The following is a 16,538-nucleotide window of genomic DNA, read 5'->3' as shown; positions in this document are numbered from 1 at the left end:
CCGTCGCTCCGCTCGCCCTGGGCTCGCACGTCAGTACGCTGATTCGGGTGACAGTTCGCACCGGCCGGAGTAAATCGGCCACCGAATGGGATGCCGAGACCCACCTCGGCCTGGTTCGCCGGGCCCGCCGGATGAACCGCACCCTGGCGACGGCGTTCCCTCATGTCTACTGCGAACTGGATTTCACCAATCCGCTCGAACTGACGGTCGCCACCATCCTGTCGGCCCAGTGCACCGACAAACGGGTCAACCTGACCACCCCGGCGCTGTTCGCCAAGTACCGCACAGCGCTGGACTATGCCCAGGCCGACCGTACCGAGCTGGAGGAGCTGATCCGGCCCACCGGCTTCTACCGCAACAAGGCCAACGCGCTGATCAGCCTCGGCCAGGAGCTGGAGGCCCGGTTCGACGGCGAGGTGCCCGGCAATCTGGCAGACCTGGTCACCCTGCCCGGGGTGGGTCGCAAGACCGCCAACGTGGTGCTGGGCAACGCCTTCGACATCCCCGGGATCACCGTCGACACCCACTTCGGGAGACTGGTCCGCCGCTGGCGCTGGACCGCCGAGGAGGACCCGGTCAAGGTGGAGCACATCGTCGGCGAGCTCATCGAACGCCGGGAGTGGACGTTGTTGAGCCATCGCGTGATCTTTCACGGCCGCCGCGTCTGCCACGCCCGTCGCCCGGCGTGCGGGGTGTGCGTCCTGGCCAAGGACTGCCCGTCTTTCGGTGCCGGCCCCACGGATCCGATCACGGCGGCAGCGCTGGTCAAGGGCCCCGAGACCGAGCATCTGCTGGCGCTCGCCGGGCTGTGAGCAGGTCTGCGCGCTGGACCGCGGTGGTGCTGATCGTCTTCGTGGCGCTGGCCGTCGCGCTGTGGCGGGAGATCGGGACGGATCGGACCACGGCACCGGGCTCACCTGAGGAGGCGCTCACCGCCCGCGATCACCGCGACGCGGACACCCCCGCGGCGCTGCAGGGCCCGCGGGCAGCGGCTGATCTGCCACCGTGCCCGCGGCCGGGTCCCCAGCCGGGACCGCCCGCCCTGCGCGGGATCACCCTGGAATGCGCCGGCAACGGCGAACTCGTCGACGTCGCGCCGGCGCTGGCCGGGCGCCCGGTGGTGCTCAACCTGTGGGCCTACTGGTGTGGACCGTGCACCGACGAGCTGCCGGCGATGGCCGAATACCAGCGCCGGATGGGAACCGAGGTGAGCGTCGTGACCGTGCACCAGGATGAGAACGAGTCGGCCGGTCTGATGCGGATGGCCGAACTCGGCGTGCACCTGCCGATGCTGCAGGACGGCCGCAGGCTGGTCGCCGCCGCGCTGAAGGTGCCCAACGTCATGCCTGCCACCGTCGTGCTGCGGGCGGACGGTAGCGTGGCCGAAATCCTGCCCCGGCCGTTCGCCCACGCCGACGACATCGCCGCGGCGGTGAATCCATCGATAGGAGTGCCGGGATGAGCACGCTCGATGCCGGCCAGAACGCCGGTGTGACGCCGGCGGCCACGCCCGAGTGGCTGCGCGGGCTGGTGGACAACGTCGGCCGGGTGCCGGACGCGTATCGGAGCCGGGTCCCCGCCGACGTGCTCGCCGCGATCGCGGACGCCAACTCCTCGGCGACCCGCTCCGGCACCAAACGCGATGCGGCGGTGCTGGTGTTGTTCTCCGGGCCGCAGGACGCGCCGGCCGGCGGGCTGCCCGAGGACGCCGACCTGCTGGTCACGGTGCGGGCGTCCACGCTGCGCAACCATTCCGGCCAGGCCGCTTTCCCGGGTGGGGCAGCCGACCCGGAGGATGGCGGCCCGGTGGGCACCGCCCTGCGCGAGGCCAGGGAGGAGACCGGGGTGGACACCGCCAGGCTGACACCGCTGGCGACGCTGGACCGGATGTTCATCCCGCCCTCGGGGTTCCACGTGGTGCCGGTGCTGGCGTATTCGCCGGACCCCGGCCCCGTCGAGGTCGTCGATCCCGCGGAGACGGCCATCGTGGCGCGGGTACCGGTCCGCGCGTTCACCAATCCGGAGAATCGGCTGATGGTCTACCGGCAGCAGAACACCAGCCGTTTCGCCGGCCCGGCGTTCCTGCTCAACCAGATGCTGGTGTGGGGATTCACCGGCCAGGTGATCTCGGCGCTGCTGGATGTCGCGGGCTGGGCCCAGCCCTGGAACACCGGCGACGTGCGCGAACTCGACGAGGCAATGGCGCTGGTTGGGCGGGCCAGCCAGTACGGTGTAGAGCAATAATGACCTCGTCTCAATGGCTTGACCTCGTCATCCTCGCCTTCGCCGTCGTCGCTGCGCTGTCGGGTCTGCGCTCCGGTGCACTCGGCTCGTTGCTCTCCCTGGTCGGCGTCGTACTCGGTGCCGTCGCCGGGGTGCTGCTGGCCCCGCACATCGTCAGTCATATCGACGGGGCGCGCACGCGGCTGTTCGCGACGCTGTTCCTCATCCTGGCGCTGGTGGTGATCGGTGAGATCGCCGGCGTGGTGCTCGGCCGTGCGGTGCGCGGCGCCATCCGCAACCGACTGCTGCGCGGTGTCGATTCGCTCGTCGGTGCGGGTCTGCAGCTGGTCGCGGTGCTGTTGGCCGCCTGGCTGCTGGCCGCCCCGCTGACCTCGTCCAGCCAGCCCGGTCTGAGCGCGGCGGTGCGCGGCTCGCGGGTCCTCACCGAGGTCAACGGGCTCGCGCCGGAGTGGATGCGCAAGGTGCCGACCCGGCTGGCCGGCTTGCTGGACACCTCCGGTCTGCCCGATCTGCTGCCGCCTTTCGGGCGCACCCCGATCGTCGCGGTGGACGCACCCGACGGCGCCTTGGTCAACACCCCCAACGTCGCTGCCGCCCGCGCCAGCGTGGTCAAGATCCGCGGCGTCGCCCCCAGCTGCCAGAAGGTGTTGGAGGGCAGCGGGTTCGTCATCGCCCCGAACCGGGTGATGTCCAACGCGCACGTGGTGGCCGGTGCCGAGACCGTCACCGTCGAGGTGGACGGCAAGTCCTATGACGCCACCGTCGTCTCCTACGACCCCGACGAGGACATCTCGATTCTCGCGGTGCCGGACCTGCCCGCGCCGCCGTTGCTGTTCCACGACGCCGAGGCCAAACCGGCGACCGACGCCGTCGTGATGGGGTATCCCGGTGGCGGCGAATTCACCGCGACCCCGGCGCGCATCCGCGAGACCATCGAGCTCAACGGGCCCGACATCTACCACACCACCACGGTGAACCGGACTGTCTACACGATCAGAGGGACCGTCAAACAAGGCAATTCGGGCGGCCCGATGATCGACACCGACGGCAAGGTGCTCGGGGTCGTGTTCGGCGCGGCCGTCGACGATGCCGATACCGGATTCGTGCTCACCGCCGAGGAAGTGCTGCAGCAGCGACTCAAGGTCGGCAACACCGCGCCGGTGCCGACCGGCAAGTGTATTTCTTAGCGCGGATACACCTGGGTCAGGAATCGCGTCAGCTGCGCGTTGACGGCCTCCGGGGATTCCTCGTGGGCGAAGTGCCCGGCGTCGTCGATCGAGACGAAATGCCCGCGCGGCGCGAACTGGCGGGTGCGGTGCACCGGATCGGTGAGCACATACGGATCGGCGTCACCGCGCATGTGCAGGACGGGAATGGCCAGCGGCCGTTTCATCGACCGCATGAACCGGCGGCCCTCGGCGCGTAACTGGCTGCGGACTGCCCAGCGCTGATACTCCAGTGCGCAGTGGGTGGCCCCAGGAATCCGGGCAGCCGTGCGCACATGCGCAATGGTCTCGGCGAAGTCCTCGGAGACCTGCCATTTCGCGCTCGCCCGGGCGCGGACCAGGTGTTCCAGCCCGGCCGCGCCATTGCGGGTGAGTTCACGCTCGGGCCAGAATGGCACCTGGTACCGCAACATCGACGGCAGCAGCGCTCTGCCCTGGTCGAGCCGGGTCAGGGCGGAGGCCCGCAACGCCACCGGATGCGGTGAGCTGACCAGTCCGATGGCCGTCACCGCGCGCGGGTGCAGGACCGAGGTGGCCCAGCACACCAGCCCCCCGTCGGCATGTCCGATCAGCGTCGCGCTGCGATGCCCCAGCGCGCGCACCAGACCGGCCGTGTCACCGGCCAGGGTCCAGCCGTCGTACCCGCGCGGGGGTTTGTCGCTGCCGCCGTAGCCGCGCAGATCGACCGCCACCACCCGCGCGCTGGTTCCGGCGGCCAGGCCCCGCAGTTGGTGACGCCACGACCACCAGAACGAACCGAAGCCGTGCAACAGGATGACCAGCGGGCGGTCAGGATTGTCGGCCTGGTCGTCCGGTGAACGCTCGGCCTCCACCACGTGGAAGCGGATGCCGTTCGCGTGGACCTGAAGATGACGCCACGGGCCGTCGAGGTAGACCACCGACGGATCGGGCGGGTGCATTTACCAGCCCGACGGGTCGGTCGGAGCCGGGCGCGCCACGTCGGGGGTCTTGTCGTGGCCCGGGGTCAGCGCGGCCGGGATCTCCCTGACGGTTTCGATCGTCTGCTGGGGCCCACGGATCCGGCGCACCTTCAGATAGCCGAACAGCGCCAGTGCACCGGTCGTCAGCACCATGAGCACGAAGACGATCAGGAAGGCGACCCACCGCCAGATCCACTCATCGAGCAGCTCGGCCAGGAAGAAGAAAAAGAAGAACGTCGAGTAGAACAGCACCACCAGGGCGGCGATGAAGAAGATGCTGCCGGTGAGGCCCTTCTTGACGTCGCGGGTGATCTCGGCCTTGGCCAGCTCCACCTCGGCGCGTACCAGGGTCGACACCTGCGCGGTGGCGTCCTTGACCAGGTCGCCGATCGACGGGTCGACCTTCGGGGCATGCGGGTCAACGAGGGGAATGGATGCGACCGTGGTCGGCACGCCGTTCTTGCTTTGCCCTGTCGTCATGGGGCTATGGTGCCATGTCGCGTCACATCCATCGATCCAGCCCGACGATAGGATGGGTGCCGGTCGTCGGGGCCATGTCGAATTGAGGATGCTTGTGAGACACCGCTGGCATGCGGCGGTCGCGGCGGCTGTGACGGCCCTTGCGACGATCGTGACCGCACCGATGGCCCACGCCGCCGGCCCGGTCGATCTGGGCGGCGGGTCCGGCATCGTGATCGAGGGGGACACCTTCTGCACGCTGACCGCGATCGGTAACGACGCCTCCGGCAGGCTCATCGGATTCACCTCCGCACACTGCGGCGGGCCCGGTGCGAAGGTCGGCTCGGAAGCCGTGCCCGACGCCGGGGTACTGGGCACCATGGTCGCGGGCAACGACGGGCTGGATTACGCGGTGATCGAGTTCGACCCGCAGAAGGTGCGTCCCGTCGACACTGTCAACGGATTCCGCATCGACGGTATCGGTCCCGATCCGGGTTTCGGTGACGTCGCGTGCAAGCTCGGGCGTACCACCGGCTACTCCTGCGGGGTCACCTGGGGGCCGGGCAAGGATCCGGGCACCATCCTCAACCAGGTGTGCGGACAACCCGGCGATTCCGGCGCACCCGTCACCGTCAACAACCGGCTGGTCGGCATGATCCACGGTGCCTTCACCGAGGACCTGCCGACCTGCATCGTGAAATACGTGCCGTTGCACACCCCGGCGGTCACCGTGTCGATGAACGCCGTGCTGGGTGACATCGCGGCCAAGAACCGCCCGGGGACGGGATTCGTTCCCGTCCCCTGAGCCGATTCCCCGTCGGTTACTTGCTCGCGCGGATGGCCTCGAACACGCTGGGGTCCACCAGGGTTGAGGTGTCGCCGAGCTCGCGGCCCTCGGCCACGTCGCGCAGCAGCCGCCGCATGATCTTGCCGCTGCGGGTCTTGGGCAGCTCGGGCACGACGTGGATCTCGCGCGGTTTGGCGATCGGTGAGATCTCGATGGCCACCTGGGTGCGCAGTTCCTCGACCATGCCCTCGGTGCCGCCGTGCGCGCTGGCCTTGAGGATGACGAACGCGCAGATCGCCTGGCCGGTGGTGTCATCGGAGGCGCCGACGACGGCGGCCTCGGCTACCCCGGAGTGCCCGACGAGGGCGGATTCGACCTCGGCGGTGGAGATCCGGTGTCCGGAAATGTTCATCACATCGTCGATGCGGCCCAGCACCCAGATGTTGCCGTCCGAGTCGTAGCGCGCGCCGTCACCGGCGAAATACCAGCCCTGTTCGGCGAACCGGGACCAGTAGGTGTCCGTGAAACGCTCCGGGTCACCCCAGATCCCGCGCAGCATCGCCGGCCACGGTTGATCGAGCACCAGGTACCCGGTGACGTGCTCGGCTTCGTCGGCGCCGGGCACCAGTTCGTTGCCGTCATCGTCGACGATCTTGGCCGAGATACCGGGCAGCGGGGTCATCGCCGAGCCGGGTTTGGTGGCCGTCACACCGGGCAGCGGGGAGATCATGATCGCGCCGGTCTCGGTCTGCCACCAGGTGTCCACGATGGGGGCCTTGCCCGCGCCGATGTACTCGCGGTACCAGCGCCAGGCCTCGGGGTTGATCGGCTCGCCCACCGAGCCGAGCAGCCGCAGGCTGGACAGATCGTGGGCGGCGGGGATCTGGTGGCCCAGCTTCATGAAGGTGCGGATGAGCGTCGGCGCCGTGTAATAGATGGTGACGCCGTATTTTTCGATGATCTCGAAATGCCGGTGCTCGGTCGGCGAGGTGGGCGTGCCCTCGTAGACCACCTGGGTGGCGCCGTTGGCCAGCGGGCCGTAGGTGATGTAGGTGTGCCCGGTGACCCAGCCGATGTCGGCGGTGCACCAGTACACGTCGGTCTCGGGTTTGAGGTCGAACACGTTGTAGTGGGTGTAGGCCGCCTGGGTGAGGTAACCACCCGAGGTGTGCACGATGCCCTTGGGCTTGCCGGTGGTTCCGGAGGTGTACAGCAGGAACAGCGGCTGCTCGGAATCGAACGCCTCGCAGGTGTGCTCGGCCGACGCCGGCTCGACGGTCTCGTGCCACCACCGGTCGCGGCCGTCGGTCCAGTTCACGTCTATCCCGGTGCGGCGCACCACCAGCACGTGCTGCACCGACGGCTGATCCGCCACGGCTTCGTCGACCGCGTCCTTGAGCGAAGCCGCCTTGCCGCGGCGGTACTGCCCGTCCGTGGTGATCACCAGCTTGGCCGCGGCGTCCTCGATCCGGGCCGCCAGGGCGGTCGCCGAGAACCCGGCGAAGACCACGCTGTGCATCGCGCCCAACCGCGCACACGCCAGCATCGCCACGATCGCCTCGGGCACCATCGGCATATAGATGGCGACCCGGTCCCCGGCCACCACCCCCAACTCGGTCAGCGCGTTGGCCGCCTTGCAGACGTCCTCTTTGAGCTGGGCGTACGTGATATCGCGGGCATCGCCGACGGGCTCACCCTCCCAGTGGATCGCCACCCGATCACCATTGCCGGCCTCGACGTGGCGGTCCACACAGTTGTAGGCGACGTTGAGCTTGCCGCCGACGAACCACTTCGCGAACGGCGCCTGCGACCAGTCCAGCACCTCGGTGAACGGCGTCGCCCAACTCAACCGGTTGGCCTGGGTGGCCCAGAACCCCAACCGGTCGGCCGCGGCGTCGTCGTACAACTGACCCGTGGCATTGGCATTCGCCACGAAATCGGCGGGCGGCGGGTAGACGGACGGAACGTCGGCATGCGTCAGCGGCGGTGTGGTCATGGGTGTGAGCGTAGTCACCGAACGTTGCACAAGTGTTGGAGCGTCACAGCGTGCTGCGGGCGGCGGGGCCGCTGCGATGAACGGTCGGGGAATCGGCGCCCAACGGTCGGCTAGCGTGCTCGTTGTGACCGACCCACTTGCACCACTGGCCGACCTCGAAGGGGTGACGGCTGCCGGCGAAGAGGCCCGGGAGGCGCTGGGCCGGGCGCACCGGCACCGAACCAACCTGCGGGGCTGGCCGGCGACCGCGGCCGAGGCGTCACTGCGGGCGGCGCGGGCCTCGTCGGTGCTCGACGGCGGCGCGCTGAGCCTGAATGAGTCGGGTGACCCCGACGCGGTACTCGCGGGTGCGCTGCGGGTGGCCGAAGTCCTGGAGGGTGGAGCCGGCGCGCTGATCGGGGTGTGGAAGCGGGCCCCGCTGCAGGCGCTGGCCCGGCTGCACGCCCTGGCGGCCGCGGATCTGGTCGGGGATGACCAACTCGGCCGCCCGCGGCCGGACCCCGAGGTGGGCCCGCGCCTGGAGTTGCTCGCCGATCTGGTGACGGGCGGCACCAAGGTTCCGGCGTTCGTGCTGGCGGCGGTGGCACACGGGGAGCTGCTGACCCTGGCGCCGTTCGGGGTGGCCGACGGTGTGGTGGCGCGCGCGGTGTCGCGGTTGATCACCATGGCCAGCGGGCTGGATCCGCACGGACTGGGTGTGCCGGAGATGTTCTGGATGAAACAGTCCGGCAATTACCGCGCGGCCGCGCGCGGATTCGCCTCGGGAACGCCGAACGGGCTGGGCGCCTGGCTGGTGCTGAGCAGTCAGGCACTGCATGCCGGTGCGCGAGAAGCACTTTCGATCGCCGAGGCGGCGAAGAAGTAGGGAAATACGAAGCGGGCGACGTTCCGGTATCGGACCTGCATCCGATTCGGCTCGCCGCCCGCTAGCACGGACTCCGGTTACCAAGCGTGCTCTGGTGGCTGCGTGGGTGGCCTCGGCGTTCTTCCGTTGCGCTCTGTCTGCGATCCCACCCAAGGGATCGTCGATGTCAGCCGCTTTCGCAATTCCGCAGGCCCGCAACACTTTTACCTCTATCGCGGTATGTGCTCCGCGTGGGTGCCGGGATCCGTGCTGGGAAGTTCGGTTCGGGAGATCACACCTTCTCTTCTGGTGTGGCCTTGGCCTTACCGCTCTTCCGTGACTCCTTTGTACTCCGTGACCGCGATCACATCAAGGGTCAATTGATGCCGATTCCGGATCGTTACGCGGCTCGGTGTCACTACGACCGGGTGTCGTACTACCGGCCTTGAAATACGAACCGGCGCAACAACGAATACGTCAGCGCCCCGCCTGCCAAGGCGCTGAGGCTCACCGCGAACGTCGTCGCGACGGCCGCCCCGGACGGGGCGGGCAGTCGGTCCCGCAGGGATACCGGCCGGCTGAAGGTCAGGACGGGCCAGTCCCGCGAGGTCGCCTCCTTGCGCAATGCGCGGTCGGGATTGACCACCGTGGGATGGCCGACCGCTTCCAGCATCGGCAGGTCGGTGACCGAATCGGAGTACGCGTAGCAGTGCTCGAGTGCGTACCCCTCGCGCGCGGCGAGCTCCCGGATCGCGTCGACTTTGCCCTCGCCGTAGCAGTAGAACCCGACCTCGCCGGTGTACTTGCCGTCCTCGACGACCATCCGGGTGGCCATGGCATGAGTGGCGCCAAGGGCGCGCGCGATCGGCGCGACGATCTCCTCGCCCGAGGCGGAGACCACGACGACGTCACGTCCGCACAATTTGTGGTCGGCGATCAGGTTCGCGGCTTCGTCGAATACCAGCGGATCGACGATCTCGTGCAGGGTCTCGCCCACCACCGAGCGCACTTGCTCGACATCCCAGCCGGCGCACATTTCGGTCAGGTACGTGCGCATCCGATCCATCTGCTCGTGGTCGGCACCCGACATCAGGAAGAGGAACTGCGCATAGGTGGACTTGAGGACCGCGCGGCGATTCAGTAGTCCTTGATCGAAGAATGGTTTGCTGAACGCCAGCGTGCTGGACTTTGCTATCACGGTCTTGTCGAGATCGAAGAATGCCGCCGTGCGGACAGGTTGCCCGGATTCGGCGCGGCCATCTGCGGCGGCGGGTGCGTCAGGGGTCCCGTCGGATACCGTCACGACGCCCAGCATAGGCCCGTGCCAGGGGAGGCTTCTCCCATAGCTGGGAAAGTGGCAGCTCACACGCGGTATCGCTAACCGCTGGTTTTTCCGTTCCCGGACGCATTCTCTGGCAAGCGCAACTTGCGCCGCGGGACACGCTCGTGTGTATAGTGAGCATTACCCGGCTTATGTCGGGTGTGGATCAGCCCGACCCCCCGGGGCTGATACACGACGACCTCCGCCTCCTCCCCCCCTGGCGGGGGTCGTCCCTTTTCTGGGGGTTTTTCTTTCGGCCCGCAGGGGCAATCTCATCCTCCCGGCGTTGCGGAATGTCATTCTCAGTGTCGAGTTCCGGCTGGATTCATCCACAGTTGCCGATTCATCCACAGATGTTCAACCGCCCTCTGGCGTGTGGTCGCCGTCTGTTCGCACAGTGGGTGGGTGACCACTTCCGGGACGGCTTCGGTGCTGGCGATGCTCGGTGACGGGCCGATGCGCGATGACGTCGACCGGGTGGCCGCCGCGGCCGGTGTCCGGGTGGTGCATGCCGGTGAACCGTCCAGTCGAGCGGTGTGGACCGGTGCGCCGGTGGTACTCCTCGACCGCGTCGCCGCCCAGCGCTGCGTGGCGCACGGACTGCCGCGCCGTGACCGGGTGCTGCTGCTGTCGCCTGCCTTGACCAGCCAAGACTGGGAATCCGCGGTCGCTGTGGGTGCTGAACGGGTGTTGCACCTGCCAGGACAGGACGGGGAGCTGGTGGCCACGCTGTCAGCCGCTCCGGACGGCCGCGGTGCGGGTCCGCGGCGTGGTCCGGCAGTGGCGGTGCTGGGCGGAACCGGTGGTGCCGGTGCCTCACTGCTGGCGGTTGCCATCGCGCAGGCGGCGGCCGAGGCTCTGCTGATCGACGCCGACCCGTGGGGCGGCGGCCTGGATCTCGCGTTGGGTAACGAGGGTGAGCCGGGGCTGCGCTGGCCCGATCTCCGTCTGAGTGAGGGCCGGCTCGGCTATGACGCCCTGCGCGACGTGCTGCCGACCCACCGCGGGGTCACCGTGCTGTCGGGCGGCCGGATGGGCACCGAGATCAGGCCCGGCCCGCTCGCGGCGGTCATCGATGCGGGCCGCCGCGCCGGAGTGACCGTGGTGTGTGACGTGCCCCGGCAGCCCGGCCCGGCCACCGAAACCGCGATGCGTGCCGCCGACCTGGTCGTCCTGATCACCCCCGCCGACGTGCGGTCCACGGCTGCGGCCGCCGTGACGGGCGGGTGGGCGGGTGCCATCAATCCCAATGTCGGCCTGGTGGTTCGCGGCCCGGCTCCGGGTGGATTGCGGGCCGACGATGTGGCGCGGACGGTGGGCCTGCCGCTGCTGGTGTCGATGCGCCCGCAGCCGGGCCTGGACGGCTCGATGGAGCGCGGTGGACTGCGGGTCCGGGCCCGATCGCCGTTGGCGACAGCGGCCGGCCGGATTCTCGCCCTCCTACGGCAACAGCGGGTGGCGGTGCCGGGATGACGGCATCGTTGATCGAGCGGGTCCGCGAAAGGCTGGCCGTCGAGGATATTCCGTTGCGGCCGGCGGTCGTCGCCGCCGCCATCCGCGCGGAATCGGGCGGTCTGCTCGGCGACACCGATGTGCTTGCCACCATGCGGGTGCTGCAGACCGAACTGACGGGCGCGGGCCTGCTGGACCCGCTGCTGCGCCTGCCCGGTACCACCGATGTCCTCGTCACCGCCCCGGATGCGGTCTGGGTGGATGGCGGAAACGGTTTGTACCGCACCGAAATACGCTTCGCCGACGAAGAGGCGGTGCGGCGGCTCGCGCAACGGCTGGCCCTCGCCGCGGGGCGCCGGCTCGATGAGAACCAGCCGTGGGTGGACGGCCAGCTGACGTGTCTGGGGTCCGACCCGGTGCGGTTGCACGCGGTGCTCCCACCGGTCGCCGCCGGCGGGACGTGTCTGTCGCTGCGCGTGCTGCGCCCGGTCGACCAGGACCTCGATGCGCTGATCGACACCGGGGCCATCGCCGAACCCGCCGCCCGGTTGCTCGATCAGATCTTGCGGGCGCGTCTGGCGTTTCTGATCTCCGGCGGCACGGGTGCGGGGAAGACCACGCTGTTGGCGGCGCTGTTGGGCGCGGTCGACGCGGGGGAGCGGATCGTCTGTGTCGAGGACGCCGCGGAGCTCGCGCCCCGGCACCCGCATCTGGTCAAGCTGGTGGCCCGGGGCGCCAACGTCGAAGGTGTGGGCGTGGTGACGGTGCGCGACCTGGTCCGACAGGCCCTGCGGATGCGTCCCGACCGGATCGTGGTCGGTGAGGTGCGCGGCGACGAGGTCGTCGATCTGCTGGCCGCGCTCAACACCGGTCACGACGGGGGAGCGGGCACGGTGCACGCCAACAGCCCTGCGGAGGTGCCGGCCCGGCTGGAAGCACTGGCAGGCGCGGGCGGGCTGAGTCGCGCGGCGCTGCACAGTCAGCTCGCGGCCGCGGTCTTATCTGTAACGACTCCGGAGGTGTGTACGACTGTGTACGACGTGGAGTCGACACCACTGAATGTCCCTTGGAGACAGTGTTATCTGTAACGGTGTAACCGACGTGAGATCGCATCAGCCGACTCCGCGTGGCATCATGTAGTACCGGCATCCGCAACTGCACTCGGCGTGTACTGCTCGGATTTTTCCAGTGGACTCATCGAACGCGGTCACGTTCATGTGCGAACCCTCCATGTGCCCGCACGCAGGGCAGCGCGACAGCTTGGCCTTCAGGGATTCGGGCATAGATAAGCAGACCGCGTGATGCGGGAGGCCAATCCGACCGCCATTGAGGTCAAACTCCGCCTCGCCCTCTGGGATATCTTCACCGCACGTTGTGCACTGATCCGCCATTTTCACTTCTCCTAACTTTGAGTTCCTTCGTCGTGCACATGCGAAGCTGATCAGCTGAAGCCGGACACGCCCTACCCATGTGTAATTGGTTGGGACCGTTGGCGATGGGCGCGTCCGTCCGGTTCGTTACAGATAAGCACCGCAGGTGGTGCTGCACGTGCGCCGAGACGCGACTGCCGGCCGCAGGCTCGTCGAGATCGCGGTGCTGGAGCGCGGCACCGACGGATGTGTGCGCGCGGCGACGGTATGGCATGCGGACCACGGATTCGGTTCTGGTGCAAAGGTCTTGGACCAGTTCATCGCCGACAGGAGCGGCCGATGATCATCGCCGCGCTGCTGCTGGCCGCCGCCCTGCTCGTCACGCCTCCGGTCGCCCGGATACGGCTGGGCGTGGCAGGACGCCGGATCGCCGGCCACCTCCCGCCGTGGGCAGTTGTGGTGGCGGGCGTCGCGGTGGCTGCGTTTGTCCTACCGCTGGGGACCGTGGTGGCCGGCGGGCTGATCGGCGCGACGGTGCTCGCGCGTCGTCATCGGGCCCGTCGCCGCACGCGAATGCGGTCGGAAGCGGCGGCGTTGCGCGATGCCCTCGACGTCCTGGTGGGTGAGTTGCGGGTGGGCGTGCACCCCGTGGTGGCCTTCGGCGTCGCCGCCGGGGAAGTCGACGGACCGGTGGCGCAGGCATTGCGCGGTGTGGCGGCCCGCGGGCAGCTCGGCGCCGACGTGGCCGCCGGACTACGGGTGGCCGGCCGGACATCTGCGCTACCCGCACACTGGGAACGCCTGGCGGCGTGCTGGCAACTCACACAGACCCATGGCCTGGCCATCGCCACGCTGATGCGGGCCGCCCAGCGCGACATCATCGAGCGCGAACGGTTCTCGGCCAAACTCGATGCCGGCCTGGCCGGTGCGCGCGCCACGGCCACGATTCTGGCGGCGCTGCCGGTGCTCGGTATCGCGCTCGGCCAGCTCATCGGTGCCGACTCGCTGCAGTTCCTGGTCTCCGGCGGAACCGGTGGCTGGCTTCTGGTCATCGGTGTGGCCCTGTGCTGCCTGGGATTGTGGTGGTCGGACCGGATCGCCTCGGGAGCCCTGGAATGACCTGGTCCGCTTTGCTTCTGGCTGCCGCTCTGCTCGTCGGCACCGGACCCGTTCGGTCCGGGATTCGGCCCGCGGAGCCGACACCGGTACGTCCGGCCTCGGATCCGCTGGCCGCGGCATCGTGTTTCGACATCCTGTCCGCCTGTCTGGGCGCGGGCATGGCCACCCCGGCCGCGGCCGCGGCGGCAGCCGCCCTGGCTCCCGCGGAGCTCGCCGAACGGCTCACTCGCGCAGCAGGGTTGCTCGCGCTGGGCGCGGACCCGGCCGCCGCCTGGGCGCAGGCCGAGTCCGCCTCCGACCCACATGGCGAGTCGTTGGCCCGGATGGCCAGGCGCTCCGCCGAATCGGGGGCGGCGCTGGCTCAGGGGGCCGCCGAACTGGCCGATCAGGTGCGCAGCGAAGCCGGTGCCGCGGCAGAGGCCGCCGCAGGACGGGCTTCGGTGCTGATCGCCGGACCGCTGGGTCTGTGCTTCCTTCCGGCGTTCGTCTGTCTGGGCGTGGTGCCGGTGGTCGCCGGGCTGGCGGGCGATGTGCTGGGGTCGGGCCTGCTGTGAAGATCACATCCATCGAGGGGAGAAGCAATGGTAAGGAACATGATTCGGTCATTTCAGGCGAGAATGACGGTGATCGCCACCGACGAGTCCGGCATGTCCACCGTCGAATACGCGATCGGCACGATCGCCGCCGCGGCCTTCGGGGCCATTCTCTACTCGGTGGTGACCGGCGATTCCATCGTCACCGCGCTGTCGAACATCATCACCCGGGCGCTCAACACCAATGTCTGAGCGCCGATGACGGGGCGGTCACGGTCGAGGCCGCGTTCGCGGTCGCCACACTGGTGGCGGTTCTGGTCTTCTGTGCGGCGGGCCTCACCGCGCTGGGCATGCAGGTGCGCTGCATCGACGCGGCACGGGAGGCGGCACGACTGGCCGCACGCGGCGCCGACGGGACCGCGGCCGTCGAACGGGTCGGCCCCAGGGGCGCGATGGTGGCGCTGCGGCGAGACGGTGCGTTCGTCGTCGCCCGGGTCAGTGCGAAATCGCCACTGCTACCCGGTGTCACCGTCGCCGCCGAAGCAGTGGCGGCCGTCGAACCCGGTCAGTGACGACCGCGGTTCGGCGACGCTGATCGGCGCGGCCATGGTGGGCGTGCTGGTCGCGGTCACCATGGGTATGGCGGTGCTCGGAACGGCGGTCATGGCCCGGCACCGGGCGCAGGCGGCAGCCGATCTGGCCGCCCACGCCGCGGCTACCGCACTGCCATCGGGCCGGCACGCCGCCTGTGCCCAGGCGACGTCGGTGGCCTCCGCGATGGGGACGGCACTGTCGGGTTGTGTCATCGACGGACTGGACGCGGTGGTCACCGTCGACGCGGTCACCGGGGTGCGGCAGTGGCGAGCCCGCGCGCAGGCCCGGGCGGGCCCGGCGTGATCAGCCGTGCGGATCGGCCGATTTGCCCAGCCGCAACAGCGTTTTCAGGGAGGGCCGGGAGCTGGGTTCGGCGGGCTCGGCCACCATCGCACCCTGCTGGGCGGCGGCGAGTTCCTCATCGGTCGGCAGCCGCAACGCCAGCAGCGCGGCGATGGTGTTCTCGTCGATTTCGACGCGGGTGGCCGTCACGTGGATCGGGGTGTAGCCGCCGTCGTGGGACCGCAGACCCAGCACGCGGGAGGTCGGGCCGACCGCGAATTCCTGTGCCATCGAGAGGATCTGGTGTTCGTCTGCGGGATCGAGGGTGGGGGCGTCCACCTCGGTGGCGCGCCAGTCGTAGAACGGGCAGGGCTCATCCAGCCACTTCAGCAGGCGCCAGCTGTTGAGGTCCACCAGGGCTCGGTGGACGCCCGGCGTCGCCAGCCCGTCGAGGATGCGCTGGGCCAGATCGTCGGGTCGCGGCACCGGTTCTTCACGCTCGGCGCGCCAGTTCATCGACCGGCAGATCAGCCGCTCGGTGCCGTCGTCCTGAGGTTCGCGACGGGCCCGGGCCACGAAGCCGACGGCGATGGGCGCGCCCCGGTAGTCGGTGACATTCCAGGTGCTGCACATGACATTGCCAGGTTTGGCGCGGATCACCATCGACAGCACACTGGATTCGTCCGCGTTGAGTGCGTGCGCGGGCAGGTCCTCGGCAAACGCGCGACCGTGCGTCGCCTCCCGGGACGCGTCGCGGCCACTGATGGTCAGTGATTCGGGCGTATCGGTTGCCACACCGGAATCCAGATCCCATTTGAGTGGCCCGATCAACGGGCGTTCCGGCGCCTCGATATCCGGCGGTCCGATCCACAGCTGCACACCATGGATCACCCCGTCGGACATCCGCACCACGTCGGTGCGAATCACGCGGTCGTGTTTGGAGGTGATGCTCGTCAGTGGCTGTCCGCCGCGGACGGTTTCGCCGATCGCCGACTGGATCGCCATCAGGTGCGGATTCCGTCGCAGAAACGTCGTGATGGGCACGAGGTTCTTGGTGCGTGACCCCTGGGCGACCACTGCGGGCTCGTCTCCGAGCGTCTCCACGAGCAGCCAGTCGTGGTCCATGGAGAGCAGTTTAGCTGGCGGTGGGCAGCCCGCCGGTAATTTGCGGTAGCAACGAAATCCATCGTATGAGGCTGGTCCGCGCCGGTGATCCGGTGTTAGTGCGGTGTCGCTGCGCCCCGGCCGGGTTGCGGGTGCCCAGGTCTCGGGGTATTTTACGTCGGCACCGGGTTTCGCCGGGTTGAAAACGGATCGCGTCGTCCGACCGTTTGTCGCAGTGTTCATGTGCTCGGCATGCCGGCATCGGT

Annotated in this window: 19 protein-coding genes; 14 read left to right on the top strand and 5 right to left on the bottom strand. The window is 69.1% G+C overall.

Going from position 1 to position 16,538, the window contains the following annotated elements; genetic code table 11:
- Window positions 1-47 precede the first annotated feature (47 nt).
- Genes nth through marP form a run of 4 tightly spaced genes read left to right on the top strand, consistent with a single transcriptional unit; the run spans window position 48 to window position 3,431 of the window.
- Window positions 48-812, top strand: a complete 765-nt coding sequence (gene nth, locus FHU31_RS25310; RefSeq protein WP_263988020.1) for an endonuclease III — start codon at window positions 48-50, stop codon at window positions 810-812.
- Window positions 809-1,462, top strand: a complete 654-nt coding sequence (locus FHU31_RS25305) for a TlpA family protein disulfide reductase (protein ID WP_167163463.1) — start codon at window positions 809-811, stop codon at window positions 1,460-1,462. Before nth ends, FHU31_RS25305 begins: the two co-directional genes overlap by 4 nt.
- The gene (locus FHU31_RS25300) at window positions 1,459-2,244 is read left to right on the top strand and encodes an NUDIX hydrolase (protein ID WP_167163462.1); all 786 of its coding nucleotides are present in this window, start codon (window positions 1,459-1,461) and stop codon (window positions 2,242-2,244) included. The genes FHU31_RS25305 and FHU31_RS25300 overlap by 4 nt, the downstream gene beginning before the upstream one ends.
- A complete protein-coding gene (marP, locus tag FHU31_RS25295; protein WP_167163461.1) occupies window positions 2,244-3,431 on the top strand; it encodes an acid resistance serine protease MarP in 1,188 nt (395 codons plus the stop codon). Before FHU31_RS25300 ends, marP begins: the two co-directional genes overlap by 1 nt.
- On the opposite strand, the gene FHU31_RS25290 is transcribed toward marP, so the two are convergent.
- Both FHU31_RS25290 and FHU31_RS25285 read right to left on the bottom strand, forming a co-directional pair.
- The gene (locus tag FHU31_RS25290; RefSeq protein WP_167163460.1) at window positions 3,428-4,390 is read right to left on the bottom strand and encodes an alpha/beta fold hydrolase; all 963 of its coding nucleotides are present in this window, start codon (window positions 4,388-4,390) and stop codon (window positions 3,428-3,430) included. The genes marP and FHU31_RS25290 overlap by 4 nt on opposite strands.
- Window positions 4,391-4,891 carry a phage holin family protein gene (locus FHU31_RS25285; protein ID WP_167163459.1) on the bottom strand — a complete coding sequence of 167 codons (501 nt, stop codon included), beginning with the start codon at window positions 4,889-4,891 and terminating at the stop codon, window positions 4,391-4,393.
- Window positions 4,892-4,979: 88 nt separating this feature from the next.
- Between FHU31_RS25285 and FHU31_RS25280 the strand changes: the two genes are divergently transcribed.
- A complete protein-coding gene (locus FHU31_RS25280; RefSeq protein WP_167163458.1) occupies window positions 4,980-5,675 on the top strand; it encodes a S1 family peptidase in 696 nt (231 codons plus the stop codon).
- A gap of 16 nt (window positions 5,676-5,691) precedes the next feature.
- On the opposite strand, the gene acs is transcribed toward FHU31_RS25280, so the two are convergent.
- Window positions 5,692-7,653, bottom strand: a complete 1,962-nt coding sequence (gene acs, locus FHU31_RS25275) for an acetate--CoA ligase (RefSeq protein WP_167163457.1) — start codon at window positions 7,651-7,653, stop codon at window positions 5,692-5,694.
- A 124-nt stretch (window positions 7,654-7,777) separates the two neighbouring features.
- On the opposite strand from acs, the gene FHU31_RS25270 reads away from it, so the two are divergent.
- A complete protein-coding gene (locus FHU31_RS25270) occupies window positions 7,778-8,518 on the top strand; it encodes a Fic family protein (protein WP_263988021.1) in 741 nt (246 codons plus the stop codon).
- Between the two features lie 415 nt (window positions 8,519-8,933).
- Here FHU31_RS25270 and FHU31_RS25265 read toward each other — a convergent pair whose 3' ends face one another.
- Complete coding sequence (locus FHU31_RS25265) at window positions 8,934-9,812, bottom strand: HAD-IB family hydrolase (protein ID WP_167163455.1); 879 nt, start codon at window positions 9,810-9,812, stop codon at window positions 8,934-8,936.
- Window positions 9,813-10,256: 444 nt separating this feature from the next.
- Here FHU31_RS25265 and ssd point away from each other — a divergent pair, with 444 nt between their 5' ends.
- The 8 genes from ssd to FHU31_RS31685 all read left to right on the top strand — a co-directional run bounded on the left by ssd (window position 10,257) and on the right by FHU31_RS31685 (window position 15,189).
- On the top strand, window positions 10,257-11,291 hold the full coding sequence (gene ssd, locus FHU31_RS25260) for a septum site-determining protein Ssd (RefSeq protein ID WP_167163649.1): 1,035 nt from the start codon (window positions 10,257-10,259) through the stop codon (window positions 11,289-11,291).
- A complete protein-coding gene (locus FHU31_RS25255; RefSeq protein ID WP_167163454.1) occupies window positions 11,288-12,358 on the top strand; it encodes a TadA family conjugal transfer-associated ATPase in 1,071 nt (356 codons plus the stop codon). Before ssd ends, FHU31_RS25255 begins: the two co-directional genes overlap by 4 nt.
- Window positions 12,359-12,806: 448 nt before the next feature.
- Window positions 12,807-12,983, top strand: a complete 177-nt coding sequence (locus FHU31_RS25250; protein ID WP_167163453.1) for a conjugal transfer protein TrbB — start codon at window positions 12,807-12,809, stop codon at window positions 12,981-12,983.
- A complete protein-coding gene (locus FHU31_RS25245; protein ID WP_167163452.1) occupies window positions 12,980-13,759 on the top strand; it encodes a type II secretion system F family protein in 780 nt (259 codons plus the stop codon). Before FHU31_RS25250 ends, FHU31_RS25245 begins: the two co-directional genes overlap by 4 nt.
- A complete protein-coding gene (locus tag FHU31_RS25240; RefSeq protein ID WP_167163451.1) occupies window positions 13,756-14,313 on the top strand; it encodes a type II secretion system F family protein in 558 nt (185 codons plus the stop codon). The genes FHU31_RS25245 and FHU31_RS25240 overlap by 4 nt, the downstream gene beginning before the upstream one ends.
- 27 nt (window positions 14,314-14,340) lie before the next feature.
- Window positions 14,341-14,544, top strand: a complete 204-nt coding sequence (locus FHU31_RS25235) for a DUF4244 domain-containing protein (RefSeq protein WP_167163450.1) — start codon at window positions 14,341-14,343, stop codon at window positions 14,542-14,544.
- Window positions 14,541-14,864 carry a TadE family type IV pilus minor pilin gene (locus FHU31_RS31690; RefSeq protein ID WP_234901678.1) on the top strand — a complete coding sequence of 108 codons (324 nt, stop codon included), beginning with the start codon at window positions 14,541-14,543 and terminating at the stop codon, window positions 14,862-14,864. The genes FHU31_RS25235 and FHU31_RS31690 overlap by 4 nt, the downstream gene beginning before the upstream one ends.
- On the top strand, window positions 14,815-15,189 hold the full coding sequence (locus FHU31_RS31685; protein WP_263988116.1) for an Rv3654c family TadE-like protein: 375 nt from the start codon (window positions 14,815-14,817) through the stop codon (window positions 15,187-15,189). The genes FHU31_RS31690 and FHU31_RS31685 overlap by 50 nt, the downstream gene beginning before the upstream one ends.
- On the opposite strand, the gene FHU31_RS25225 is transcribed toward FHU31_RS31685, so the two are convergent.
- Window positions 15,190-16,293, bottom strand: a complete 1,104-nt coding sequence (locus tag FHU31_RS25225) for a PAS domain-containing protein (RefSeq protein WP_167163448.1) — start codon at window positions 16,291-16,293, stop codon at window positions 15,190-15,192.
- Window positions 16,294-16,538: the final 245 nt, after the last annotated feature.

The sequence above is a fragment of the Mycolicibacterium fluoranthenivorans genome (genome assembly GCF_011758805.1).
GTDB classification, from domain to species: Bacteria; Actinomycetota; Actinomycetes; order Mycobacteriales; family Mycobacteriaceae; genus Mycobacterium; species Mycobacterium fluoranthenivorans.
This window is presented reverse-complemented; position numbering and strand designations above follow the sequence as displayed.